21 protein-coding genes are annotated in these 24,724 nt (G+C 56.0%); 6 read left to right on the plus strand and 15 right to left on the minus strand.

The features are described 5' to 3' along the window. Nucleotides 1–272: 272 nt before the first annotated feature. From AC01ZF_RS15545 to AC01ZF_RS15565, 5 genes are all read left to right on the plus strand, one after another. Nucleotides 273–3,017, plus strand: a complete 2,745-nt coding sequence (locus AC01ZF_RS15545) for a VWA domain-containing protein (RefSeq protein WP_428112316.1) — start codon at nucleotides 273–275, stop codon at nucleotides 3,015–3,017. Between the two features lie 53 nt (nucleotides 3,018–3,070). Then, nucleotides 3,071–3,394, plus strand: coding sequence for an ATP-dependent Clp protease adaptor ClpS (locus tag AC01ZF_RS15550; protein WP_424676634.1), 324 nt, complete (start codon nucleotides 3,071–3,073; stop codon nucleotides 3,392–3,394). Between the two features lie 95 nt (nucleotides 3,395–3,489). Continuing rightward, nucleotides 3,490–5,004, plus strand: coding sequence for a serine hydrolase (locus AC01ZF_RS15555; protein WP_428131341.1), 1,515 nt, complete (start codon nucleotides 3,490–3,492; stop codon nucleotides 5,002–5,004). Between the two features lie 3 nt (nucleotides 5,005–5,007). Further along, nucleotides 5,008–6,804 (plus strand): hypothetical protein, encoded by a 1,797-nt coding sequence (locus tag AC01ZF_RS15560; RefSeq protein ID WP_428112319.1) that lies wholly within the window; start codon nucleotides 5,008–5,010, stop codon nucleotides 6,802–6,804. Between the two features lie 114 nt (nucleotides 6,805–6,918). Next, nucleotides 6,919–7,320, plus strand: coding sequence for a hypothetical protein (locus tag AC01ZF_RS15565; RefSeq protein ID WP_424676631.1), 402 nt, complete (start codon nucleotides 6,919–6,921; stop codon nucleotides 7,318–7,320). Here the strand turns inward: AC01ZF_RS15565 and AC01ZF_RS15570 are convergent. The 8 genes from AC01ZF_RS15570 to ilvB form a co-directional block, all read right to left on the minus strand. After that, nucleotides 7,317–9,692 carry a LamG-like jellyroll fold domain-containing protein gene (locus AC01ZF_RS15570; protein ID WP_424676630.1) on the minus strand — a complete coding sequence of 792 codons (2,376 nt, stop codon included), beginning with the start codon at nucleotides 9,690–9,692 and terminating at the stop codon, nucleotides 7,317–7,319. The two genes, AC01ZF_RS15565 and AC01ZF_RS15570, sit on opposite strands and share 4 nt — an antisense overlap. Nucleotides 9,693–9,789: 97 nt before the next feature. Further along, entirely contained in the window at nucleotides 9,790–10,404 is a 615-nt protein-coding gene (gene leuD / locus AC01ZF_RS15575) for a 3-isopropylmalate dehydratase small subunit (protein WP_428112323.1), read from the minus strand. 116 nt (nucleotides 10,405–10,520) lie between these two features. Beyond that, nucleotides 10,521–11,954 carry a 3-isopropylmalate dehydratase large subunit gene (gene leuC / locus AC01ZF_RS15580; RefSeq protein ID WP_424677558.1) on the minus strand — a complete coding sequence of 478 codons (1,434 nt, stop codon included), beginning with the start codon at nucleotides 11,952–11,954 and terminating at the stop codon, nucleotides 10,521–10,523. Nucleotides 11,955–11,975: 21 nt separating this feature from the next. Beyond that, complete coding sequence (pheA, locus tag AC01ZF_RS15585; RefSeq protein WP_424677559.1) at nucleotides 11,976–12,827, minus strand: prephenate dehydratase; 852 nt, start codon at nucleotides 12,825–12,827, stop codon at nucleotides 11,976–11,978. A gap of 100 nt (nucleotides 12,828–12,927) precedes the next feature. Beyond that, nucleotides 12,928–14,634 carry a 2-isopropylmalate synthase gene (locus AC01ZF_RS15590; protein WP_428131338.1) on the minus strand — a complete coding sequence of 569 codons (1,707 nt, stop codon included), beginning with the start codon at nucleotides 14,632–14,634 and terminating at the stop codon, nucleotides 12,928–12,930. 68 nt (nucleotides 14,635–14,702) lie between these two features. Beyond that, nucleotides 14,703–15,725: a ketol-acid reductoisomerase gene (ilvC, locus tag AC01ZF_RS15595; protein WP_424676380.1), complete on the minus strand. Its 1,023-nt coding sequence runs from the start codon at nucleotides 15,723–15,725 to the stop codon at nucleotides 14,703–14,705. 99 nt (nucleotides 15,726–15,824) lie between these two features. Further along, nucleotides 15,825–16,364: an acetolactate synthase small subunit gene (gene ilvN / locus AC01ZF_RS15600; RefSeq protein ID WP_424676381.1), complete on the minus strand. Its 540-nt coding sequence runs from the start codon at nucleotides 16,362–16,364 to the stop codon at nucleotides 15,825–15,827. 39 nt (nucleotides 16,365–16,403) lie between these two features. Beyond that, entirely contained in the window at nucleotides 16,404–18,146 is a 1,743-nt protein-coding gene (gene ilvB, locus AC01ZF_RS15605; RefSeq protein WP_428112327.1) for a biosynthetic-type acetolactate synthase large subunit, read from the minus strand. A 23-nt stretch (nucleotides 18,147–18,169) separates the two neighbouring features. Between ilvB and AC01ZF_RS15610 the strand changes: the two genes are divergently transcribed. Continuing rightward, nucleotides 18,170–18,352 carry a hypothetical protein gene (locus tag AC01ZF_RS15610; RefSeq protein ID WP_476575485.1) on the plus strand — a complete coding sequence of 61 codons (183 nt, stop codon included), beginning with the start codon at nucleotides 18,170–18,172 and terminating at the stop codon, nucleotides 18,350–18,352. Nucleotides 18,353–18,896: 544 nt separating this feature from the next. On the opposite strand, the gene AC01ZF_RS15615 is transcribed toward AC01ZF_RS15610, so the two are convergent. From AC01ZF_RS15615 to AC01ZF_RS15645, 7 genes are all read right to left on the minus strand, one after another. Then, nucleotides 18,897–20,006: a hypothetical protein gene (locus AC01ZF_RS15615; RefSeq protein WP_428131335.1), complete on the minus strand. Its 1,110-nt coding sequence runs from the start codon at nucleotides 20,004–20,006 to the stop codon at nucleotides 18,897–18,899. 103 nt (nucleotides 20,007–20,109) lie between these two features. Further along, nucleotides 20,110–21,159 carry a glycosyltransferase gene (locus tag AC01ZF_RS15620; RefSeq protein WP_476575486.1) on the minus strand — a complete coding sequence of 350 codons (1,050 nt, stop codon included), beginning with the start codon at nucleotides 21,157–21,159 and terminating at the stop codon, nucleotides 20,110–20,112. 12 nt (nucleotides 21,160–21,171) lie between these two features. Further along, complete coding sequence (locus AC01ZF_RS15625) at nucleotides 21,172–21,564, minus strand: 6-pyruvoyl trahydropterin synthase family protein (RefSeq protein ID WP_424676386.1); 393 nt, start codon at nucleotides 21,562–21,564, stop codon at nucleotides 21,172–21,174. 182 nt (nucleotides 21,565–21,746) lie between these two features. Further along, a complete protein-coding gene (locus AC01ZF_RS15630) occupies nucleotides 21,747–22,778 on the minus strand; it encodes a zinc-dependent alcohol dehydrogenase (protein ID WP_424676387.1) in 1,032 nt (343 codons plus the stop codon). Continuing rightward, nucleotides 22,763–23,431 carry a RibD family protein gene (locus AC01ZF_RS15635; RefSeq protein WP_424676388.1) on the minus strand — a complete coding sequence of 223 codons (669 nt, stop codon included), beginning with the start codon at nucleotides 23,429–23,431 and terminating at the stop codon, nucleotides 22,763–22,765. The genes AC01ZF_RS15630 and AC01ZF_RS15635 overlap by 16 nt, the downstream gene beginning before the upstream one ends. Beyond that, nucleotides 23,428–23,811, minus strand: coding sequence for a dihydroneopterin aldolase (gene folB / locus AC01ZF_RS15640; protein WP_424676389.1), 384 nt, complete (start codon nucleotides 23,809–23,811; stop codon nucleotides 23,428–23,430). Before folB ends, AC01ZF_RS15635 begins: the two co-directional genes overlap by 4 nt. Beyond that, entirely contained in the window at nucleotides 23,804–24,670 is an 867-nt protein-coding gene (locus AC01ZF_RS15645) for a class I SAM-dependent methyltransferase (RefSeq protein ID WP_424676390.1), read from the minus strand. The genes folB and AC01ZF_RS15645 overlap by 8 nt, the downstream gene beginning before the upstream one ends. Between the last annotated feature and the right edge of the window lie 54 nt (nucleotides 24,671–24,724).

The raw sequence follows: 24,724 nt of genomic DNA on the forward strand, positions 1-24,724 counted from the left end.
CGGTCGACGCGGTGGTCCAGCTCACCGACTCGACATCCTATGCAGCTTCGCGCCTTTGCGTTTTTGGGGGCGCGGTCCCGACTCGACATCCCATGCGGCTTCGCGCCTTTGCGTTTTTGGGGGCGCGGTCCCGACTCGACATCCCATGCAGCTTCGCGCCTTTGCGTTTTTGGGGGCGCGGTCCCGACTCGCTATGCGGCTTCGCGCCTTTGCGTTTTTGGGGGTGGGAAGGGATATTGTGCTTTCGCGCACGTTCTTGAGAGCAGTAAGCTGTGCTAAGTGTTGTTGAACCAGCCGCGCTGTGGCTCTTTGCTATCGCCGTTCCTATCCTCTTCTTTATGTGGTTAGGTTGGGCCGATCTGCGTCGTCGCCTTGGCCGATGGCGGGTATGGGCGCTGCTGATCGTGCGATTGGGTTTGCTAACGGCTTTGGTGTTGGCGATGGCCGGCTTGCAGATCGGTCGTCCGGTGTGGGCAACGGCGACGGTGTTTCTAATCGATGCAAGCGACTCGATCGCACCCGTCCAGCGCACAGCAATCCTTGACTATCTCGCGCAAGCCCAAGCTAACGCCGATCCCGATGACCGTATGGCTGTAGTTGTGTTTGGGGCGCGGGCGGCTGTCGAACGTATTGCTGAACCGCCGTATCCGCTCAACCGGATCGATACGCCGGTGCTTTCCTCACGGACGAACATTGCCGATGCGATTGAGCTTGGTCTAGCCCTTTTGCCGGCTGCAATGCACCAGCGTTTGGTACTACTCTCCGATGGCGGCGCGAATGAGGGCGATACATTGGCTGCTGCTCGGCTAGCGGCGGCCCGTGGTGTACCGATTGAGGTGGTGCCGCTCGTGATCGAACGGGCCGCTGATGCGTTGATTACGGCGTTTGTAGCGCCGAAGACGGCTCAGACTGAGCAGACAATTCCCCTTACTGTGACGATCGAGAGCGCGGTCAGTGGTGCGGCGACGGTGCAATTGCTCGTCGATGGTCAGTTGCAGACGGAGGTGCCGCTCGATTTGGTGATCGGTGATAATCAACTCACGATCACCGCACCTGCCGGCGAACCCGGTTTTCGTCAGTTTGAAGTGCGTCTCGTTGCCCCTTTCGATACCCAACCGGCGAATAATCGAGCGGTGGCTTTTACCTTTGTCAGTGGCCCTCCCCGCCTCCTTCTCCTTACCACAACCCCCGATCAGGTTGCTGCCTTGGTCGCAGCCTGGCAAGCTACCGGTATCACGGTTGTGGTGAACGAACCTTCACAAGCGCCGGCCGATCCGCGCGCGCTGCGTGCGTTCGATACCATTGCATTGGTTGATACACCGGCAGATCAGATGCCAACCGCCTTGCAACGTGCGTTGACAACTTACGTCCGTGAGCACGGTGGTGGCTTGCTCGTGATCGGTGGCCCTCGCTCGTTTGGTGCCGGCGGTTGGCGTCGTACCTTGTTAGAACCAATCTTACCGGTTGCACTCGATCCGCCGCTCCGCGAAGAACGACCTGATCTGGCATTGGTGTTGGTGATCGATCGCAGTGGTAGTATGCGCGAGGTCGTTGATGATGGGCGCACCCAGATCGATCTGGCACGTGAAGCTGTCTATCAGGCTAGTCGTGGTTTGACCCAGCGCGATCAGATAGCCTTGATCGCTTTCGATAGTGTTGCCGATACGTTGTTACCGTTACAGCCATTGCCTGATCTCTTCACCATTGAAGGCGCCCTCAGTCGCTTGGTGGCCGGTGGTGGGACGAATATTCGCAGTGGTATCGCCTTGGCTGCCGAGACAATTGCGACCTCGCAGGCCCGGATCCGTCATGTAATCCTTCTCACCGACGGGGTCTCCGAGACGGAATATGCCGATCTCGTTGCTGATCTCCGTGCTCAAGGTGTTACCGTCAGTGCCATTGCAATCGGACTAGATACCGATCCGGCGCTCGAACGAGTGGCCCAAATCGGTGGTGGGAAGTACTATCTGGTGCAACGCGTCCCGGATTTGCCACGGGTTGTGCTCGAAGAGACAGTACGGGTAGCCGATCGTGATGTAATCGAAGAGCCGTTCAGACCGGTATTAGCGCTCCCCACTGCGTGGTTGCGTGAGCTAGGGCCGCTGCCACTATTGCGCGGTCGGAATGCGGCATCTGCCCGCTCTACCTCCCGCGTGTTGTTGATGGCCGAAGATGGTGCGCCGCTGCTGGCAACGGCGCAGGTTGGTTTGGGTCGTGTTGTGGCCTGGACGAGCGATCTGAGTGGACGATGGGCAGCGGCATGGTTGACGTGGTCGGATTTTCCGCGCTTTGCCGCAAATCTGGTTGCCGAAGCGTTGCCGTTGGGTAACGATCAACGGCTAGCCGTTACTACGACTGTCAATGCGAACCGCGTCGAAATCGAGGTGCTGGCTCGTGACGAACTCGGTCGTCCCCTTGAACTCGGCGAGCTTCATAATCGGGTCAGTGGTCTCGAAGCGAGTTTCGAGCTGTCGTTTAGCCAAGTGGCTCCTGATCGGTATCGGGCGGTCACGACCATCGATCAGATTGGCGCCTATCTTGTACAAATCGGTGCAAGCGATAGCGCCGGTCAACCTTTAGGCAACGTGACCACCGCTTTTGCGATCAATTTCCTTCCTGAATATGGCCGGTTGGCCGCCAATCCCGGCTTACTCGCCGACATCGCTGCGCTAACCGGTGGGTCTGTTGATCCACCGCCAGAAACGGTCTTCACGCCAACTACACAACCGGTTTACGAAGTGCGGTCGGTGACAATCCCACTCCTCTGGATAGCACTCGTGTTGTTACCGATCGATGTCGCTTTGCGTCGCTTGTTGGTGCCATTGCCTGAGCTACCATCGGCAATCGGCAAGTCACGGTCGCGGACGACTGCTGCGCCTGTCCCGTCGTCCTCATCGTCTGACCGGCCATCACCATCTTCGCCTGACGCATCTGATGCACTGCGACGGCCACTGAGTGATGAAGAGCGAATCGCTGCCTTACTGACAGCAAAACGACGCCGGCGTAAAGAACCATAACGGTTTATGCTATACTGCCTATAAGGTGTTGTAGTGTAGCGACGGAGCAGCCCATGTCAACTGAACAACCAACAGTCGTCGTGCGGCCCACCGTCACTTTTGTTGTTGCCGGTGATGAGGAGCTGGAACGCCCGTATCGTGTCATCGTGCAAAACGATGATGTGACGCCGATGGATTTTGTGGTCATCGTATTGCGGGTCTTTTTTGGTCTTGATCTGGCGCGGGCCGAACAAGTGATGCTTACTGCCCATTACGAAGGGCACGCACTGGTGACGGTGTTGCCGTTCCAAGAGGCTCAAGAACGGGTGTATCAAGCGCATCATGCGGCTCGTGAGGCCGGTTATCCTCTCACCTTCTACCTCGAGCCTGATTCGTAGGGGCATACTCGTACCGTCGGTGGTTGATGGGTACGTCTTCCACAACCGATGACACACAACGTTGTAGTAGTCTATCAAGGAGCAAGCCCACTGCTATGAACTTCCGGCCACGTTTGTTTGCCACTGCCCTGCTTTGCGTGGCTCTTCTTGCCGGGTGTACCACGTCACCGCGTTCGTCTGTAGTTACCGATTCCGCGAAGATCTCGGCAGCAGTACAACCTCCGTCGACACCGATCCCTCTCCCACCGTTGGTCCCGGTCTATGCTGATGGTACCGAAATTGCCGGTGTGCCTGTAGGTGGTTTGAGCATGGCAGAAGCGCAGACCTTACTGACCACTGCGTTGCCTGCACCAACGACACCGATCCTACTGGTCGCCGGAGATGTTCGCCAACCCATTGATCCGGCGGCTATTCGTTTGCGTCCCGATCTGAATCAGTTGCTGGCAGCGGCTGCTCCGGCACTCGGTAGTGGTACACCGCTGAAGGTGCCGGTGCAATACTCGTTTGATGCAACTGCTCTTCACGCCAAGCTTGCCGAGTTCGCCGCTGCATCGGCCCTTTCTCCAACGTTTACCGTTATCACCTCGACCGATGTGCTTTCACGCAGTTTTGCCTATCTGCCCGGACGGGCTATTGATCTGGATCGCTCGCTGGAAATTGTCAGCAGCTTACTCCGCCGTGGTCAGTTTACCCATCCGATCTACCTGACGCGCTGGCCAACGTCTGAAGTCCCACGAGTCCCTCCCGAACAACTGACCGAACAACTCGAAGCACTGGTGGCTGAATGGGACGGTGTGATCGGAATCTATCTGTACGATCTGCAAACCGGTACCGAAACGGCAATCAATGCACGTACCGTCTTCGCCGGGACAAGTACCATCAAGACGGCAATCATGCTGTATGGCTATACCAAATTGGCGTCGTTCACCGAAGATCAGTGGCAACAGATGCGGGCAATGATTATCGAAAGCGATAATCTGGCCGCCAACGATATTTTGGCCGCCGGCGTCGGTGGTACAAATACCGAGAGTGCGTTTCGCGGCGCCGAAGAGATGAGTGATATGCTGGCCGATTTGGGGCTAGAGTATCTTTATCTGTACATCCCCTTCGAGTCACTTGATTACATTCGGCTGTACAATGTGAAGTTTCGTTGTGGCCCGAAGGACCCGGTCGGCGAACCGCCCTACGCCGAAACCGGTTGTGCCCTCCGTGCGACACCGTATGCCATCGGCCAGCTCTATCGTATGATCGATGAGTGTGCCCGAGGTGAGGGGGTTTTGCTCGAGAAATTTGATCTGCTTAGTCCCGAACGTTGTCAAGAGATGCTCGATCTGTTAGCCGAAAATGCAGATACGACCCGTATGGTCGCCGGGTTGCCGCCAAATATTCGGGTTGAACACAAGTCGGGCTGGATCGAACATACGCAAGCCGATACCGGTATTGTCCGTTCGCCCGGTGGTGATTATGTACTGACAGTCTATGTGTATAAGCCGCTTGGTGATCGGTGGGCTTGGCCCGACGAACTGCTCGGCGGTGCAATTGCCGATGTTAGTCGCCTCGTGTACACTGCTTACAACCCGATCCGACTCGATCGCTTACCGCAGAAGTGAGCTATGACGATGTCACCGATTAAGCGTATGGTGCTCTATAAACACGGTGTCGGTTATTTTGAACGTCGTGGTCAATTCCATGGCGAGACGTTGACGTTGAGCTTTCCCCTCACCGCGATGGACGACGTGTTGAAGAGCCTGATCGTGATCGACCGCAGTGGACAGGTGCGCAATATCGATTTTACGACTCCCGAAGATCGCGCTGACCGGTTAGCGCGGTCCGGTTTTCATCTTTCTCAAGAGCAGAGTTTGCTCGATTTATTATGCGATCTGCGTGGCCGATCTGTGCGGCTCACCCTTGCCGGTAAGCAAGCTGAACAAGTCAAAGGTTTAGTCATTGGGGTTGATGTTGAACATGAGCAACCGTTGCGTCGGGCATTGGTCAGCCTGTACCTGAGCGATCAACGGGTGGTACGACCGTTTGCTCTTGACGACATCGTTCAAGTCGAATTGCTTGAGGAAGTCATCCATAATGATCTCATCTTTTTCCTACACGCCGACCATGGCGATCGGAGCGACCGCTTGGTCACCGTTCACCTTACACCCGGCAACCACGATTTGCTGATCGGTTATGTGGCGCCGGCGCCGGCCTGGCGGGTGAGCTATCGCTTGCTGTTCGAGGAGGACGGTAACGAGGCTCGTTGTTGGTTACAGGGGTGGGGTCTGTTCGATAACCTTTTAGACGAGGATCTGCGTGATGTAGAGGTGACATTAGTCGCCGGTCAGCCGATCTCGTTTCGTTACCAGTTGTATCAACCACAGACGCCTGATCGACCCGTTGTCATCGATCGACCGCCTCCATCACCGAAGCCGAAAAGAAGAGCGTCGCTTTTGGAAGAAAGTGTTAGTGAGGATGACATACAAATACACGCTCTTGCGGTGTTTGATTCAACAGAAGCGGCTGAAAGTACACCAACGGCAGCTTCCGGTGAGGATCGTGATGTGCTCTTTGCCTATCGTGTTCACCAGCCGGTGAGTGTCGGACGCGGTCAGTCGGCGATGGCGCCTATTGTCGGTTCCTACCTGCCGGCGCGGCGTGTCCTTGTTTACAACTCAAAACAGATGAATCGCTATCCCTTTGTCGCCTTGTTTCTCACCAATACCACCGACTTGACTCTCGAGCAAGGTCCGGTAACGGTCTTGATCGGCGGTGAGTATACCGGTGAAGCGGTCGTACCGTTTACCCGTGCCGGCGCAGAGATCAAAGTGCTCTACGCTGCCGAGTTAGGGGTGACGGTGAGTGAATCATTTGATGTCCAAAATATATTGCAGAGTATTCGTTTGGGGCAAGGCGATTTGATTGCCGATTCGTACCTTCTGACGTTTTCCCGGTACAAGATTACCAGTACATTGGCCAAATCGTGTACGGTTATCATTGAACATACGCTCTCGGATAATGCCGAAATTGTTGACACACCACCGCCACAGAGCCAAACCAACGAATTGGCAAGCTGGAATGTTGAAGTGCCGGCCTTCGGTAGTGTCGAGTTCACGGTTTGCGAACGCTCCCCTGGCTCACGTTACGAAACAATTTCCAGTCTGACCGGTGAAAAGTTGCAAGCGTGGTTACACGATAAAGTTATCGACGACACAACCTTTCAGCGCTTGTCATGTGTTTTGAATCTGTTGCGCCAAATTGATGCTGCCAAACAGCAGATTGTCGAGTATGAGCGCGAGCAGCAGCGCATCTTCGAGCGTCAAAAGCGTTTACAGCAACAGCTCACACCTTTGCATAGCGATGGTAAGCAAGGGGCGTTGCGGCAGCGGTATGTCGCGACGTTAGATCAGCTTGAAAATTAGCTCGAACAGATTGAGGCAGCCATCGCAGCCATCACCGATCAACAGAATCTGATCAAAAAGCTCAAAGATCGGCTTGATCACATGCTGAGCCAATTACAATAATAACGTACTGCAATGGATCGCACTCTTCGTACAACGTTGTTCGTGGCGTTGGCCGGTGGTGTCGGCTGGGTGATTGCACTGGCAACCTATTATCCGCTTGCCGAGAATCGTAACCCTGAGATATTACGCTGGCTCGCCTTGGTCATCCTTGCGACACCGCTGGCGACGTTTATCGGCTGGGTATTCGCGTGCCGTGATGAGTGGCGATTAGCCGCTGCTTGTTGTGGTGCGCTCTACTTTTTCACACCCTTTGTTGCGGCTCGTATCGAGAGTGTACTCGCCCCCGACGCGGCACGCCAAACCGTGGGTCCACATACCGTCTATTTCGTCAGTGTATTAGCCATCCATCTGGTTGGAGTCTTGGGGTTGGTATGGTGGCGGAGCCGGTTTTCAATCGCTTCTTCCGAAGGTTAACGTCCTACCAGCGGGATAAACACCTGATGGCGTAGGGTAATCTCCCGCGGGACACTCACCAGACCGGTTGCATCACGAAAACGCACGAATAGACGTGGTACGTCGCTTTCTGACCAACGCCAGCGTACCTCCGGGAACAGCGGTAACCATGGCGTATCGGCAAAGTCGGGCTGTGTGCTGAATTGCATTTCGACCGGTAGTTCAGCATCGTGCACGTTAAAATGCAAGCGCACCGTCACTTGATCGATCCATTCGCTATCTACATCAACGTGTGGTGGTAGATTAACTCGTACCGTCTGGCTAACTACAGTGGTATTACCCGCCCGATCAATATACCGGATAGATACCACATGCTCACCCTTCACCGCCGGCAAACGCCATCGGTAACTGTCGTAGTACGGCAATGGATCGCTCAGTTCATTGTTGATCCCAAGAATGACCGCTGCAATGACACCATTATCGTCGAGAGCGTTAGTATCAATTCGGACGACTTGGTCGATAACCGGTATCGGCTCTGCGCTAAGCGGCGGCATTGTGGCTAAATCGGCAATCTCCTCTGCTGTTAACGGACGGTTGTAGACGGCCAGTTCATCAAATCGCACCCCGGCTCCTGGACCATCACTACTAAAACGACCGAGGTGCAAGAGAGTGCCACCGATTGTCGGTAAGGCAGTATTGCTCCGCTCTGCAACCAGCACACCATCGATATAAAGCGCTTTCGTACCACTCGTTGCTTCCCAACTCACCGCAAAATGGTGCCATCCCGGCGATAAGGTGTCCGGTACACTCAATTGATCCTCCCCCTTATCGGCATCCTGCACCGTCCAGAACGTCCATTGGGCGCTCCCTTGCAGACCTAACCGGTCTCGTCGCAGCGCCAGCGTTCCCGTATACACCGGTGCCCCCGTTGGGTCAGCACTCGTCGCGAAGAGGTAATGACGGTTGCGACTATTGACCGGATAGTCGGTCGGAATGTCTACCCACAAACTAATCGTCCCCTGCGCGAGATCGAGGTTACCGGTTGTGGGGAAGGCCAAGGAACCACGCTCACTGTTCCACGCTTGCCCAAAACGCCCTGCTTCAAAGCGAAGTACACCGGTGATCTGGGGCAACCCTTGCCCTACCGTGTGGAGGGGATGCCCATCAAAAGTGACAGCCAATAGCAGATCAGACGGTGGAGTGACCCGCATTGTGCCAATCGGCGGTGTTGTGTCGCTAGGTGGTGGTAGGTTATCGGGTGGGGTAAAGTCATACTGTCCAATCAGATCGGGATGCCACAGCCACGTGCTTGTCGCACAACCGGCGTACATAGGGCAAGGATCGACACCGGGACCATACCAACCATACGGATCGACTTGTTTACGTATCCCGCCTTCCCAACGGCGTACTTCAAAGTGGAGATGGGGTGTACCACTTACCCCACTAGCACCACTGAACCCAATCGGCTGACCGGCCATGACCGACACACCGTTGCCGGTGTTAAAGATAGGATCGAGCGCACTCAAATGCCAGTAGACAGTTTCATAGCCGTTTGGGTGAACAATCACTACACCCAACCCGCGCGCTTCGTTAAAGGCGTAGGCTGTTCCGGCAGCGGCAGCGAGAATAGGTGTAGTAAACGGTGCATCTGGAAAGACATAATCGTGCCCATCGTGGCTGTTGTATTGGAGATTACGCCGACCCAGATAGTCAACCATCTCACTATTGCCATCACTGCCAAGATCAACCATAGGGTACATGTGATCGAAATAAGCCAAATGGATAACACGTGTACCCAGTGGCCATGGCGCACGCAACCAACCTGTGCTCAACGAGGCAATCGTTGCCGGAGGAGCCAGTTGCCCATCAAAATAGGTGCGCAATGCGGTATGTGTGGCCTTTACCGCCGCTAACCATGCTGTCGAATCGCGACCGTGTGCCAAGAAACGCTTGATCGCAATCCATTCTGCCGGTTCATCGAGCGACAGGGTTAGTGTTAAACCATCACTCAGGCGAAGTGTCGGAGGTTGTTGGTAAGGCCCCAATCCGGCACGCAATTCACGACTGGCCCATTCAATTTGCGCGACGAAACCATCAGGGCCGTGGCGTCCGAAAGGATACGAAATTGCTTCTGCCGGTGGTGACGGATTACTCAAGAGACCGGCAGTTGCTTCGAGCAGCGCAAGGATTAGAAACGGACTAACTCCAAAATAGCTACTCTGCTCCTCAATGATCTGAGCTGCACTACGTCCATCAAAGGTGAGATCGCGTAACTGTCCCGGTTGATCGGCTAAAAACTCGGCAACACTCCACCCACCCGCCGGCTGTGCGTGTACCGATGTAGCTGCGACGAGTAAGCACAAGATTATGAGCCAGCGGGCAAATCGGTGCATAGTTCGCCAACACAGAATCAAGACATTTCGGCGCTGCTGCGTCTACTTATAATACCGCAGACAGCGCCGATTAGTTCCGCAACGGATGTCAATTTGGTTAACGACGAGTCGTCGTCCGTACCGGCTGTGGGTGAGTGGTCTCGTAAGCCGCGATAGCCGCTTCTTGTTGAAGCAGAAAGCCGAGCTGATCGACTCCGTGTAGCAGGCAATACTTACTAAACGCATCGATAGGAAAATGTACCTGCCGGCCATCGGGTAAGGTGACAGTCTGCGCTGATAGATCAATCGTTAGCACCATGTGAGGGTCATTCGCATACATGATCACTAATTCATCGTAGATACTTTGCTCGACCGTTACCGGTAACAACCCGATCTTGAGCGCGTTACTCCGAAAAATGTCGGCAAACGAGGGAGCGATCACGGCTTGGAAACCGTAGTCTTGCAAAGCCCATGGCGCGTGCTCACGTGAGCTACCGCAGCCAAAATTGCGACCGCTAATGAGAATAGTAGCCCCTGCTGCTTCTGGCCGATTCAGCGGAAAATCGGGGTTGAGGGTCCCGTCGGGTAGGTAGCGCCATGCCTCAAACAACCCCACAGCCAAACCGCTCTTGTCTGTGACTTTGAGAAAACGCGCCGGAATGATCTGATCGGTGTCAATATTCTCAATCGGTAAGGTGACCGCTTTGCCGGTAATCGTTGAAATCGGTTGCATGTCCATCTCCTGTAAACCTTGGCTTGTGCCCTCTGCGCCTTTGCGTTCTTCGCGCCTTTGCGTTCTTCGCGCCTTTGCGTTCTTCGCGCCTTTGCGTTCTTCGCGCCTTTGCGTTCTTAGCGCCTTTGCGTTAACAACGTGCGCGGATCGGTAACCACTCCGGTGACCGCTGCTGCCGCCGCTGTCAACGGACTAGCCAACATTGTGCGGGCACCCGGCCCCTGTCGCCCCTCGAAGTTACGGTTGGAGGTGCTAATCGCATACTTACCCGGCGGTACCTTATCGTCGTTCATTCCCAAACAAGCGCTGCAACCAGCTTCGCGCCATTCAGCGCCTGCCTCCTTGAAAATCCGATCCAGTCCCTCAGCTTCCGCCGCACGCTTCACCTGCTGCGAACCCGGCACCACCATGACCCGAACCCCCGGCGCCACCTTACGTCCACGGAAGAACTGCGCTGCCTGTCGCAGATCCGACAAGCGCGAGTTCGTACATGAACCGATAAAGACAACATCAACCGGATGACCGAGGAGCGGCTTCCCTGGCTCAAGACCCATATATGCCAGCGCTTTATCGAGTGCCACCCGGCTACGCGCATCAGGCATCTCTTCAGGTCGGGGGATTGGTGCATCAATCGGAATCCCCATACCGGGATTCGTCCCATAGGTGATCATCGGCTTCAAATCACTAGCCGACAACGTCAGTTCGTGATCGAAAACCGCCCCTTCGTCGGTTGGGAGCGTGCGCCAGTAAGCGACTGCCGCCTCGAATGCAGCCCCTTTCGGAGCAAATGGACGACCGGCAATATACTCGAACGTCGTATCATCAGGTGCGATCATTCCGGCGCGAGCTCCACCCTCGATACTCATATTGCAGATCGTCATCCGCTCTTCCATTGAGAGCGTGCGAATAGCTTCACCCATATACTCAAAAACATAGCCGGTGCCACCACCGACACCATATTTCGCAATCAGAGCCAAGATAATGTCTTTAGCAGTCACGCCAGGACCAAGCCGACCGTCGATCCGCACAGCGCAGGTCTTAGGTTTGCGCTGTAGGAGACATTGCGTCGCCAGAACATGACCGACTTCCGAAGTGCCGATGCCAAAGGCCAACGCTCCAAACGCACCGTGAGTACTAGTATGACTATCACCGCATACAATCGTCATACCCGGCTGAGTCAGCCCCTGTTCCGGCCCGATCACGTGGACAATCCCCTGATTCTCATCACCCAACTCGAACAACGGAATCCCAAATTCGGCGCAATTCTTCCGCAATTGCTCAAGCTGACTCAGGGCCATCGGGTCAACAACCGGGATAATACCCAGATGATTACGGGGTGTTGTTGGTGTACTGTGATCCATCGTTGCTAACGTCTTGTCTGGTCGGCGCACACGCAATCCGCGCTGGCGCAGTTCGGTAAATGCCTGTGGTGACGTTACTTCGTGGATCAGGTGCAGATCGATGTAAAGAACAGCCGGTGTTTCCGGTGTCTCTGGACGCACCAGGTGAGATTCCCAGACCTTTTCAAATAACGTGCGCGGTTTATCCATCCTTACTACTCCTTGCTACGGCTAGTGATGATTGCCGTTGCTTCCTTTCCAGCGCGGATAACTGCCAAAAATCTTCAGCATTCCAGTACGTTCGCGAATCCGTTCAAGGGCACGTGCAACATGTGGTTCGTGCCGATGTCCGTTGATATCAACCAAAAAGATATATTGCCCTAGAATCGCACGGGTTGGTCGCGATTCAAGTTTCGTCATATTAATATTTTCAGCGGCCAATTCCTGCAACGCACTAACCAAACTACCGGGGCGATCCTCACGGGTGAAACCGAAGCAGAAACTCGTCTTATCATCGCCGGTCGGTGGAGCATCTTCGTGTGCCAAAACCACAAAGCGGGTAACGTTATGCGGACTATCGGCGATCTCGCGTGCTAAAATACTTGCTCCCACCAGCTCGGCAGCACGGAGCGTACCGATAGCTGCTGCCGGACGCTCATCGGCCATCGCTTCAGCCGGTGCAGCCGAATTGCTCAGCGATGCGACGGTGATCACACCGGGTAGGCATCGTTCAACGAAACGGCGGCACTGGGCAAGTGACTGGGGGTGCGCGTACAAGACTTTAATGTCGCTCAACTGTAAACCGGGTCGGGCCAGCAAATATTGTCGAATCGGTACGACAATCTCGCCCGTGATTTGTAAATTGGTCTCGTGGATCAGTAAGTCAAGCGTATAGCTGACGCTCCCCTCAAGTAAATTCTCAATCGGTAAGACACCGACCGTCGCTGCTGCGGTTTCAATTGCCGTCACGACGGCTGGGATGCTTGCGAGAGGTAACAAACGCACTTCTCGACCGGCAGCATACGCCAGCGCAGCCTCTTCACTAAATGTCCCCGGTGGACCGAGGTAGGCAATCGTTTGCATACAACATCAATGACAACAACCAGATACTTTGTACCACCTGCACAAGAACGGTATGTGGGTGGGAGCAGATGAACCCTGCCCCCACCCATCGTATCGTCCGTTACCCTAATGTACTGCCGCCAAAAATGTCCACCGGCAGGGTTGTTGCTTCACCACTATACCCGGCAGAATATGCCATCGCCTCAGCCTTGATCCGCTCTTGGCGGGCGGTCAGCATCTTGTTCAACGCCGCCATATACGCTTGCGCAGCGGCAACAATCGTGTCGGTATGAACACCATACCCACTGAAGATCTGCTGGTACTGCCGGCGGCCGGTCAAGCTTGTTGCCGTGCTACTACTTTCCGAAAGGCGTGCCGACGAACCCTGCTCGCGAATGCGAACCGTTACTTCGGCGACAGCATCAAGCCCCTCGGTAATGGCGTTAATCGAAAACTCGATCAACTCATTTGGCCGCTGAATAATCCGGTTGATCGCCTGATACACTGCATCGACCGGGCCGGTGCCTTGTGCGCTATCCACTTTAGCTTGACCATCAGGGCCGATCAGCCGCACCGTTGCGGTTGGGATCATGCCAACCCCTGAAGCGTACTGCACGTGATCGAGTTTGTACAGCTCTGGGGTGTGCTGCATCTCACCTGCGATCAGCGCCTCGATGTCGCGATCATCAACTTTCTTCTTGCGGTCACACAGATCCTTAAAGCGGGCGAAGACATGCTGGAATTCGTCATCGTTCAGCTTGTACCCCTTCTCTTCGAGATACTTGCGGAAAGCATGACGCCCAGAGTGTTTACCGAGTACCAGCGTATTGCTATCGAAACCGACCGTCTCGGCGCTCATGATCTCGTAGGTCTGGCGATACTTCAAAACGCCGTCTTGATGGATACCCGATTCGTGGGCAAACGCATTCGCACCCACAATCGCCTTGTTCGGCGGTACGGGCACACCGATAAAACTACTGACCAGTCGTGAGGTACGTGCAATCTCGCGCGTATTGATACGGGTGCGCAGTCCGTAATACTGTTGGCGGGTATGCAGCGCCATCACCACTTCTTCGAGTGAAGCATTGCCGGCTCGCTCGCCGATCCCGTTAATCGTACACTCCACCTGCCGTGCGCCTGCTCGCACTCCGGCCAGTGAATTGGCCACGGCCATGCCTAAGTCGTCGTGGCAGTGGGTCGAGAGGATGCAGTTCTCGATCCCCGGCACGTTCTCGCGCAAATCACGGATCATTGCACCGTACTCATCGGGGGTGAGATAGCCGACCGTATCGGGGATGTTCAACGTCGTGGCGCCGGCAGCTACCGCCACCGCCACCGCCTCCCGTAAGAAGAGTGGATCGGTACGTCCGGCATCCATCGGTGAGAACTCGACATCCTCGCACAGGGAACGGGCATAGCTCACCATCTCATGGATCAGGTGCAGCGCTTCGGCCCGAGTCTTGCGGAATTGATACTCCAGATGAATATCTGAAGTTGACATAAAAGTGTGAATGCGCTTCTTGGCGGCGGGCTGGATCGCGCTCCACGCCTTATCAATGTCGTCGCGGTTGGCACGGGCCAGGGCGGCAATGATCGGACCATCAGGTGTCCCGATTTCGCGGGCAATCTCGTGAACGGCAGCCCAGTCGCCGGGCGATGCCGCCGGGAAGCCGGCTTCGATAATGTCGACGTTGAGGCGGGCAAGTTGGCGTGCGACTTCCAGTTTCTCCTCTAGTGTCATTGTACAGCCGGGAGCTTGCTCGCCATCACGGAGGGTCGTGTCGAAAATACGGACGTATTCTACACTCGGTTCGGTGGTGTTGGTCATACATTGCCTCCTGCTAACATTGTTGAGTGCTTAATAGGGCGCACGCACGACGGTGTGCCCCCATTACATTACGCACCGCCCTCACCTGGCTTCACTTCGCGTGGATTGACAAACGGCATCATTCGGCGCAATTCGCGCCCAATTTGCTCAATTGGGTGATTAATGTCGGCCTGTCGGTACGCATTGAAGCGCGGTCGGCCATTGTGGTTCTCTTCGATCCAATCTTCGGCAAACGCACCACTCTGAATATCGGCCAGAATCTGGCGCATTGCGGCACGTGTCTGCTCGGTGATAATCTTAGGGCCGGCGGTATAATCTCCCCACTCCGCCGTATCGCTCACCGAATAACGCATGTAATTGAGACCACCTTGATAGAAGAGGTCAACGATCAGTTTCAGCTCGTGCATACACTCGAAGTAAGCCACTTCCGGCTGATAGCCGGCCTCAACAAGCGTTTCAAAGGCAGCCTTCACCAGTGCGCTCACCCCACCACAGAGGACAACCTGCTCGCCAAACAGGTCGGTCTCGGTCTCTTCGGCAAATGTGGTGCGCAACACGCCGGCACGGGTGCAACCAAGCCCCTTAGCATACGCCAGCGCATCCTCGAACGCACCACCGGTTGCATCTTGTTCTACTGCAATCAGCGCCGGCACACCACCACCTTGCACAAAGACCTCACGCACACGGTGCCCGGGGGCTTTGGGCGCGACCATACTGACGTCGATCCCTTTTGGTGGCACGATTTGGCCGAAGCGGATGTTAAAGCCATGAGCGAACATCAGGGTTTTACCCGGTTCCATCGCCGGGGCGATATGCTCGCGGTACAGCTCAGCTTGACCGATATCCGGTGTCAAGATCATCACCATCTGAGCTTCACGGGCGGCTTCTGCCACCGTCATCACTTTCAGTCCGGCTTCCTCAACTTTAGCCCAGCTCTTCGAGCCGGGGTAGAGGCCGACCCGTACATCGAGACCGCTATCGGCCAGATTACGGGCGTGAGCGTGACCTTGGCTACCAAAGCCGATAATCGCAATCGGCTTGTTTTTCAAGCGATTAAGGTCAGCCTGATTGTCGTAGTACAGCTCTGCCATAATGGTTCTTTCCTCACTCTAATGCGGCAAACCTATGCCACAAGCGGTTGGTTAGAAATACCGAGACGCCCTTTGCGGGCGTCTCAGTCGTAGCACCATCTAGTTAAGCACCGGTACCTTCGCACCGTTTGTCGCCGGCTCGACATACTCGCCAGCGTTGTGCCCACGGGCGCCGCGTACCATGGCAATTCGACCGGTGCGCATCATTTCCTTGATCCCATAAGGGCGCACGACCTCGATAAAGTTCTCAACCTTGCCGGGCGTCCCGGTCATCTCGATAATCATCGTGTTCGACCCCACATCAACGATCCGGGCACCGAACACGCTACACATCGAGATAATCTCGTGGCGGGCTGCCGGCGGCGCATGCACTTTGATCATCGTCATCTCCCGCTCGACCGTCGGATCATCGGTAACATCGCTGACTTTGAGCACCTCGATCAGGCGGTAGAGTTGCTTGACGACCTGCTCCACATCTTCCGATTCGACCACGATAGTCAATCGGCTTACACCAGGGGTTTCACTATGGCCGACGGCCAGACTCTCGATGTTATAGCCGCGGCGACGGATCAGCCCGATCACACGGCTCAACACGCCGGGCCGATCTTGCAAGAGGGCGACGATGGTATGCTTCTTCATAATGAATACTCTCCTTTAGTAATAGGAATGACTGCGCCCTTACGCCTGCGACTCCGAGAGGATCATCTCGCCAATCGACTTGTTCTGTGGCACCATCGGGAAGACGTTCACTTCGCGCTCAACGCGGAAGTCGATCAGGACTGGGCCATCGGTCGCATACGCTTCATCAATGGCGGCTTGGACCTCTTCGCTGCGCTCGACAGTTAGCCCCTTCCAGCCATACGCTTCGGCCAGCTTGGCAAAATCGGGACCTGAAAGCGGTGTGCCGCTATAGCGTTTGTTCTCAAACAGTTCTTGCCATTGCCGCACCATGCCGAGATAGCCATTGTTGATCACTGCCACCTTGATATTCTTAAGTCCCTCTTGGACAATCGTCGCCATTTCTTGGTTGGTCATCTGGAAACCACCGTCACCGACAATTGCCCAGACGGTTTCGTTCGGGCACGCAATTGCCACGCCAAGTGCTGCCGGTACCGCGAAGCCCATCGTTCCGGCACCCCCAGAGGTAATATGCGTGCGCGGCCCATGGTTCCAGTCGATCAACTGAGCGGCCCACATTTGGTGCTGGCCAACGTCGGTCACCACTCGATAGTTGCCACGTGCGTTAAGGGTACGGCTGAGCGCTTCATAGACATCGTGTGGCGGTAACGCCATGTTGGACATTGCGGCTCGGTTCTTGTACTGTTGCTTACCCTGATGCTTGTCCTGCATCTCGCGAATATGCTCCATCCAGTCGGAAGCATGGGTGTGTAGTTCGGCCAGCTCGCTCGGCGGCGGCAAATCCTCGAGCAGCGCCTGCAACACGAGCCGGGCATCGCCGACGATCGGCACATCAACCCGCACGTTCTTCCCAATCTCCGATGGATCGATGTCCACGTGAATGATGCGGGCGTTAGGCGCAAAGGTGCTTGCTTTGCCGGTCACCCGGTCATCGAAGCGACCACCGATGTTGAACAGAACATCACATTCCTGAATAGCGCGGTTGACGTGGACCCAGCCGTGCATGCCGGGCATACCGATGCAGAGCGGGTGATTTTCGGGAATGGCGCCGATCCCGTGGAGGGTGGTAATCACTGGGATGCGTAGTCGTTCGGCGAACGCTTGCAGTTCACGATGCGCACCCGACATAATGATGCCATGACCGGCAATGATGAGAGGCTTCTTGGCGTTGATGAGCAACTTAATCGCTTCACGGATCTGGCGACGGTTGCCCTGATAGGTTGGTTTGTACCCGGGTAAATTCAATTTGATGTCCCAATTCGGCACCGTCGTTTTCTGCATCGCGTCTTTGGTGATGTCGATCAAAACTGGGCCGGGGCGTCCGGTCGTCGCGATGTAGATGGCTTCTTTGAACACGTAGGCGATTTCGTCAACATTCTTGACGAGATAGTTGTGTTTGGTGATCGGCATAGTAATGCCGGTGATGTCGGTCTCTTGGAAGGCGTCTTTCCCGAGTACGTGGCTACCGACTTGGCCGGTGATGGCCAATAAGGGGGTGCTGTCCATCATCGCATCGGCGATGGGGGTGACAAGGTTGGTCGCGCCGGGTCCGCTGGTTCCGATACACACGCCGATTTTACCCGTCGCGCGGGCGTAGCCTTCAGCCGCGTGACCGGCCCCTTGCTCGTGGCGGCAGAGCACGTGGCGCAGTCGGTCGCGATAGTCCCACATCGCATAGTAGAAGGGCATGATTGCTCCGCCGGGAATACCAAACATGACTTCGACCCCCTCGCGGATGAGGGCCTCGCACATGATCTGGGCGCCGGTGAGTGGTTTGGTCATCGAACTACTCCTGTCCTCATGTGATGAATCTGAAACAACCATTGCTTGCACAGTCGTACCTCACGGTTGCCATTCTCGTAAGCGATGGCACCGTTGACGACGACCGATCCAACAACCGACGAGCCACAGCAGTGGGGCATTTCGCCGCTGCTCACTGCGATGTGAGCAAGCCGACGCGCGGCAATGCGCCGACGTGGCGGCGGTGAATCATTGTTTGCGTTGCCGATTGATGACAACCGGCGCGAGCACGACGTGCGGCTGCAACCAAAGGTGTTGCCAATAGTTGATGATGATATTGATGAGCCGCATCATATGTTCCAATAGGATACTAAAAACCTCCCGTTTTGCGGGAGGTTCAGTCTTACATCCTGAGCCGGGGCTTTGTGACCTTCCCCTCCCTAAACACGCTTGCTCCACCCGCCAATAAGGCTAAGGAGGAGTACGAGTACAAGGAGGATAAGGCTTACAAAGTGAGCGACCATAGGTTTGTGTGTACTATCCGAACATGAATATCAATCCGCGATGAGGATACCATAGGGTGACGAATTTGTCAATCTGGGATCATACCGAAAAGCGATCTGGCTGACGAAGGAATGGGAAAGGACTGTATCCTGTCCTTTCCCGATGCGTTGTTGCTACGTTGTAATGCCGCCCGAATCGAGCAGTTGGTGTTTGATCCTGTTGGGCGTGTTGACAATCGCTTTTGTCGTTCGTCACCGTTATCAGATGCGCACAGCTCTCAATGATTACCTACAAACCGAGGAAGATGATCACCTGCGTTCTGTTATCGGTCGTCGAGATGGTGATCGTAGCAGTACGACCGTCCTTGGTAAACGTAAGTTGGTAGGTGTCACCGTACTGCGTGACTGTTCCCGCTTGCCATCCCTTTGCCACCATCTCAGTCTGATAAAACTGGGCGATGTTTGCGGCTGTATCGCTTGCCTCGAAGCTGATCACGTCGTTTGTCCGCAACTGATTGCTGATGTTCGGTGGTAATGGAATGTCGGCACCGGCGGCTTGCTGTTGTGTACATGTCTCAGGGAGAGTGATGGTTGGTGTTTGCGCGATCTGAGTGACGTTGTATTTCCAGCTCAGATTCCCTGTTGATTGCGGAAGTATCTCACCCCCTTCTTCGACGGCTATTCCACCAAACGAGCCGTTCAGGGTGCCGATATGTCGTACCACAATGTTCGGACTGCTCGCCACCCAGATTTCGCCGCTCGCTTGCCCTTGATAACCAAGACTCTGCTCGTTTAAGCTGAAGGTGTAACGATCGGTGGTAAAACCGTTGACTTGTACACCACGTTCGGCGAGAGTTGCTTCTTTGAGATCACCGATCAATGACTCTGGGGTGAGCATACTTCCGGTGAAGAAATCGCTGCCGCTCACGCTAATACAGGTACGCTCGTCGCCACGTTCAGTGTATTGAAAGGTTTCACCGTCGATGAGAAAATAGCTGATACGGCTGATTCCTTGGTCAGGTGTCGTCGACTCGATCACAAGTCTACTATTGCCATTTTGCAGCCGAATCTCCTGCATCACTATTCGGATCGACTCGTCAGTTTGCCCTTCCGTTTTGATGGTCCCCTCAAGGCTCATCTCTACTTGAACATTACCGAGTGTTGTCAGTCCGGTTTGGTTGTTGGTGGGTGGCGGTCGGATAATCGTTCCCTCTGAGGCAGCGGTTGGAGCTGTTGTTGGTTGCGTATTAGCTGCTGCCGGGCGAGGAGTGCGTGTTGGGCGCGCCGATTCTGCTGTCGTGGGAGTAGGAGGAGGGACACCGGCCGTATCGCCACAGGCGGTGAGTACAACAACGAAGGCGATGCTGATGAGGATCAGCACTGTGTTACTTTTGTTCATTATTGGAGATTTCCTCCTGTAGTTGCGGTGGTAGGCAGGCTTCGATTGAGATTATAGCATGTGAGAATTCGTCTCACAAGACGAAGTATAGATGACAATTTGATTAGGTGTGATCGCCTGCCGAATACGTGCATGCGTGGATTACGGCAGCTAACAAACGTTGGGCAGTGTCATCCCAACGTGGCAGGGTATTGGCGCGTCGACGAGCAGCGGCGCTGAGACGTTGACGGAGTGCTGTGTTGGTAGTAATGCGGTGTAAAGCTGTCGCCAATTCTCGTTCATCGTCGGGTGGTACGAGCAGACCACCATCACCGACTAAGTCCGGGACCGGGCCGACTGCACCGGCGATCACCGGTAGGCCGCAGGCGAGCGCTTCGGCAAAGACTAGTCCGTAGCCTTCAAAGCGGGAGGGGAGGGCAAAGACGCCGGCGCGTGCGTAGAGGTGCGCTAACTCGTCATCGCTGAGCGTGCCTCGTACTATCACCGAAGCCGGGCAGTCGCGCACCACTTGCCAGACTTCGGCGGCGTAAGTTGGATCGGCGTCAGTCTCGCCGATCAGTGCTAAATGCCAGCCGTTCACTGCAGCTTTTCCCCAGGCTCGTACTAGGTTGGCTAGATTCTTGCGCGGAATCCATTGTCCAACGGTGATGATCAGTGGCTCGCGGGTGCAGTTGACCGGTAGCAAGGGGAGCAGACGATCACATCCGCCGGAAGCGACAACTAGTCGATTCGGATCTGCACCACGGGCGATTAGGGTTGCCGCCCCATCATCGCTTACCGTGACCAGTATATGAGCGCGTAGGAGTGCCTGTTCCCATTCCCGTTCCCGCGGATCGCTTGCGCCGGCTACTGCCGGTAATTCATGGATCAGTGCGAGTAGTGGCCGCCGGGTGCGCCAATACTCAAGCCATGGAGCAACGACCGCACGGGCTAAGGCGTCAACGATGATCGCATCGTACTGGTCAACGCTGATCCGTGCACCAACGTATGGAGCGGCAGCCAGTTGCCCGGCGACATCGGCCGGACCTAAGACGATTTCATCCACGCGATGACCTTGCGCACGCCAGCGCCGGAAGACTTCGCGATGGTAGAGATAGCCACCAGTGAGCCGGTTGGGATCACCGACGGTGAGGAAGCCAATCGTGTAAGGCATGAGGTGATCTACCTATGTACCGGCTGATGACGCTAATGTTTCGCTGTATGCCGCATAGACCTGTGGATTTTCCCAAATACGCACCGCCAGGGTGGTGAGGTCAGTTCCGCTGAGCGCGGCTGCAATCCGTCGCCAGCAATAGTAGGCAACTTGCTCGGCGGTGGTGTTGACGTCACGCAGCCCTTCGACAGTACCAAGATCGCGATAGTGTAAATCGGCGACAATTGCCTGCACTGCTGCTTGTAGTTGGCTAATATCAAAGAGAGTGCCGTCGGGTTGGAGACGCTCACCGGTGACAATGGCTTCTAGCCGGTAGGTGTGGCCGTGCATACGGGTGGCCGGACCAAAATTGCCTTCAAGACGATGGGCAGCTTCAAATTGAGCACTGACGCATACTTCATACATAACCGCTCCTTGTGTCGTACTTGCTCAACCTTAGTATGAGATATGGTGCCGTCTCCACCATCCGCCCGAACGCGTTGAACGACATTTCCCTTTCCACTCAGAGATCGCATTAGGCCTGGAAGGACCGTCACGGCGTAACATGCGCGATTACACAACTAACGGTCATCGACCGGTTCAGATAGCTATCTGTAGCTGATCATTACCTGCACCAGACCTGTTGCACCCCTATCAAGCAGTTCGTATGCGGCTGCCGCCTGTTCCAGCGGAAAGTGGTGGCTAACCAGTTCAGCGAGGTGGAGACGCGGCAACAGGTGCATCACGGTTGCCGTCCGCCGTGCATAATCCCAACGTGGGAGGCTGTCTGGCGTGAGCCGTCCTACCTGCGATGAGCGCACTCGAACCCGACCGCGGTGAAAGTGTCCGCCGAGCGTGAGCGTTACCGGTTTTTGGCCGTACCACGATGCCACAATGACCAATCCTTCCACAGCGACCGCCTCTATCGCCTGCTGCAATGCTGTCGGTGCGCCACTCACCTCAATCGCAATATCAGCCCCTCGTTTGTCGGTCAGGTCGACAATAATTGCTGGATCGGGCTGGGCCAACGCGGTGGCCCCAAAATGCTCCGCTAGCTCCCGTCGCTGCGGATCGGGATCGACGGCAATCACGTGTACACCGGCCAATTGCAGCAGTTGCGTAACGAGCAGCCCAACCACCCCCTGCCCGAAAACTATCACCGTTTCGCCGAGCCGGGGTGCGGCGTCGTGGCAGATGGTCAGCGCTGTTTCGACATTGGCGTAAAAGCCTCCCAAGGCCGGATCGAGATGGGTAGGTAGGCGTTTGACCAGCGCCGCCGGGATGGTAAAGACACTCTGGTGTGGGTGTAAAGCAGCGACCGCATCACCGATGTGCAGATCATCGACGCCGGGACCAACATCGATGATCCGTCCGGCAATTGCGTAGCCGTACTTGATTGGAAACGCGAAGCTGCCTCGTATGGTCGGCAAGTCGAGCGGGAGTGTTGGATCGACCTCTCCCCGATAGACCAGCCGTTCAGTGCCGTGGCTGATTAGTGAGGCGATGGCAGCCACACGCACTTCACCGACATCGGGTGGTGGTGCCGTTTCGCGTTGTACCCTGACGGTGCGCGGCGCAGTAAACCAGATCGCATCGGCAGGGAGTAGACTACTCGCGCCGGTGGTTATGTCGCTGTCCATAACACCTCACCCTCTAGGACTACATCAACGCCGTAGGTCGTCCAGCGTGCATTACCGAGTTTGATGGCTTGCGCTAACGTCATGATCCCAAGGTCGCCAACGGCTGCCGGCCCCGCGCCGAGGATCAACGGTGCAATGGTAATGGTGACTGCATCAACTAGGCGTGCGCGTAGCAGACCGGTTATGAGACATGCGCCACCTTCGACCATGATGCTGGCAATACCTCGTTCTGCTAGGCTCGCGAGGAGCGCCACCAGATCAACTTTACCCTCTGGAGTAGCCGGTAGCGTAAGGATAGTTGCTCCAAGCTCCCGTAAGACCGTGCGTCGCTCTGACGGCGCGGCGGCGGTGCAGGCCAGTACTGTACCACGCGCTGCACCGTCCCGGATCACCGCCGCAGTAGGTGGTGTGCGCAGTGTGCTATCGACGATGACCCGCAGCGGATCGCGCCCCTCGACTAGCCGTACCGTCAAGCGCGGATCATCGCGCAGTACCGTGCCGATGCCAACCATGATCGCGTCGTGGGCAGCGCGCAGCCGGTGGCAGAAACGCAGCGATTCTGGCTCGCTAATCCATTGCGAACTGCCATCAGCCGCCGCCACCCGCCCATCGAGAGTCTGGGCAAAACTGAGCGTCACTCGCGGTCGAGTCATCGCCAGCGCACAATCTCAACTACTGATCCTGCGAGGATGGTGTCGCCGAGACGCACCCCCGGCTTGGTCACCCGCACCGCCACCGCGCGGATCTGCGGATGGTCGGTGAGTACTGCCGTCGCAATCCGCTCAGCGACCGCTTCAGTCAACCGCAATGCCGGCCCGCAGACAATCTCGCGCGCCCGATCGTGAATCTGGCTATAGTCCACCGTTTGATTCAAGTCGTCGCTGGCCCCGGCGGCCCGCAGATCAAGCTCAACCGCCACATCTACCACAAACCGCTGGCCGAGCCGGTTCTCTTCGAGGCGTGTACCGTGGTAGCCGATAAATTGCATGCCGCTCAGGATAATACGGTCATGACCAATACCCCAATCACTCATCGTTGTAATCCTTTTCTACCACCAAACCGTACATGAGGGGCAGCGCCGGTATGTCTGGTGGTGGATACAGTCGCCGACCCTCAGCTTGTACCATGCGGGTGAAAGGTCGTTCTCCATTGACATAACAATACTCGTGGAGAACCCGCAAACGCAGATTAGCCTGTGCGAAGGCTGTCACCACTTCACCGATTCCCCAACGGTAGAGGATGCATGGCTCGGGGTTACTAAAATCGCGCACACCGTCCACAAACCCGGATGGCGATAACCCGCCTTCGGCGGCACCGACGTAATCACCGACACCTGGCAGCGCAAGGACGGTTCCATCTTGAGGGTAGGCGTGGGCCAACTGCCAATCGGCATTGAACATGTTCGATGTTGGGTGAAACTCCATCAACACGAAGCGTCCGCCGGGGGTGAGCAACGTGGCGATGTCGTGGGCGAAGGTGTGCAGATTGCGTAACCAGCAGATTACCCCATAGCCGGCATAGATACGTTCAAAGCGCAAGCCGTCTGCGGCTGCCGCTGCCAAGTAGTCATAGACATCGGCCTGCACGAACGTGGCCGGAATCCCACTGGCCGCACTCAACGCCCGCGCATAGGCGATTGCAGCATCGCTCAGATCAACACCGGTGACGATCGCTCCGCGTGCTGCTAACGAGAGACTGTCAGCGCCGGTGTTGCAGAGCAAGTGGAGGAGACGGCAACCTTGTATGTCGCCGAGCAAGGCTATCTCTTCAGGAAAGAGGGTCGAGCCACCGTTACGGAGAAAGCTGGCTTCGTCGGCACGATGGCTGGTGTGGACCGGGACAACGGCGTTCCACGAGCGGCGGTTTTGTTCGGTGATCGGGTCAGGTGTCATAGTCTCGATGCGAATCGCAATGATATGCTGAACACAGTCCCCCGCTGCGGGAGG

The sequence above is a fragment of the Chloroflexus sp. genome (assembly GCF_056331925.1).

What these genes read in the sequence shown, in the direction of transcription:
- AC01ZF_RS15550 (WP_424676634.1), top strand. Translation starts at nt 3,071, where the DNA reads ATGTCAACTGAACAACCAACAGTCGTCGTGCGGCCCACCGTCACTTTT.
- AC01ZF_RS15555 (WP_428131341.1), top strand. Translation starts at nt 3,490, where the DNA reads ATGAACTTCCGGCCACGTTTGTTTGCCACTGCCCTGCTTTGCGTGGCT.
- AC01ZF_RS15560 (WP_428112319.1), top strand. Translation starts at nt 5,008, where the DNA reads ATGACGATGTCACCGATTAAGCGTATGGTGCTCTATAAACACGGTGTC.
- AC01ZF_RS15565 (WP_424676631.1), top strand. Translation starts at nt 6,919, where the DNA reads ATGGATCGCACTCTTCGTACAACGTTGTTCGTGGCGTTGGCCGGTGGT.
- AC01ZF_RS15570 (WP_424676630.1), bottom strand. Translation starts at nt 9,692, where the DNA reads ATGCACCGATTTGCCCGCTGGCTCATAATCTTGTGCTTACTCGTCGCA.
- leuD (WP_428112323.1), bottom strand. Translation starts at nt 10,404, where the DNA reads ATGCAACCGATTTCAACGATTACCGGCAAAGCGGTCACCTTACCGATT.
- leuC (WP_424677558.1), bottom strand. Translation starts at nt 11,954, where the DNA reads ATGGATAAACCGCGCACGTTATTTGAAAAGGTCTGGGAATCTCACCTG.
- pheA (WP_424677559.1), bottom strand. Translation starts at nt 12,827, where the DNA reads ATGCAAACGATTGCCTACCTCGGTCCACCGGGGACATTTAGTGAAGAG.
- AC01ZF_RS15590 (WP_428131338.1), bottom strand. Translation starts at nt 14,634, where the DNA reads ATGACCAACACCACCGAACCGAGTGTAGAATACGTCCGTATTTTCGAC.
- ilvC (WP_424676380.1), bottom strand. Translation starts at nt 15,725, where the DNA reads ATGGCAGAGCTGTACTACGACAATCAGGCTGACCTTAATCGCTTGAAA.
- ilvN (WP_424676381.1), bottom strand. Translation starts at nt 16,364, where the DNA reads ATGAAGAAGCATACCATCGTCGCCCTCTTGCAAGATCGGCCCGGCGTG.
- ilvB (WP_428112327.1), bottom strand. Translation starts at nt 18,146, where the DNA reads ATGACCAAACCACTCACCGGCGCCCAGATCATGTGCGAGGCCCTCATC.
- AC01ZF_RS15610 (WP_476575485.1), top strand. Translation starts at nt 18,170, where the DNA reads ATGAATCTGAAACAACCATTGCTTGCACAGTCGTACCTCACGGTTGCC.
- AC01ZF_RS15615 (WP_428131335.1), bottom strand. Translation starts at nt 20,006, where the DNA reads ATGAACAAAAGTAACACAGTGCTGATCCTCATCAGCATCGCCTTCGTT.
- AC01ZF_RS15620 (WP_476575486.1), bottom strand. Translation starts at nt 21,159, where the DNA reads ATGCCTTACACGATTGGCTTCCTCACCGTCGGTGATCCCAACCGGCTC.
- AC01ZF_RS15625 (WP_424676386.1), bottom strand. Translation starts at nt 21,564, where the DNA reads ATGTATGAAGTATGCGTCAGTGCTCAATTTGAAGCTGCCCATCGTCTT.
- AC01ZF_RS15630 (WP_424676387.1), bottom strand. Translation starts at nt 22,778, where the DNA reads ATGGACAGCGACATAACCACCGGCGCGAGTAGTCTACTCCCTGCCGAT.
- AC01ZF_RS15635 (WP_424676388.1), bottom strand. Translation starts at nt 23,431, where the DNA reads ATGACTCGACCGCGAGTGACGCTCAGTTTTGCCCAGACTCTCGATGGG.
- folB (WP_424676389.1), bottom strand. Translation starts at nt 23,811, where the DNA reads ATGAGTGATTGGGGTATTGGTCATGACCGTATTATCCTGAGCGGCATG.
- AC01ZF_RS15645 (WP_424676390.1), bottom strand. Translation starts at nt 24,670, where the DNA reads ATGACACCTGACCCGATCACCGAACAAAACCGCCGCTCGTGGAACGCC.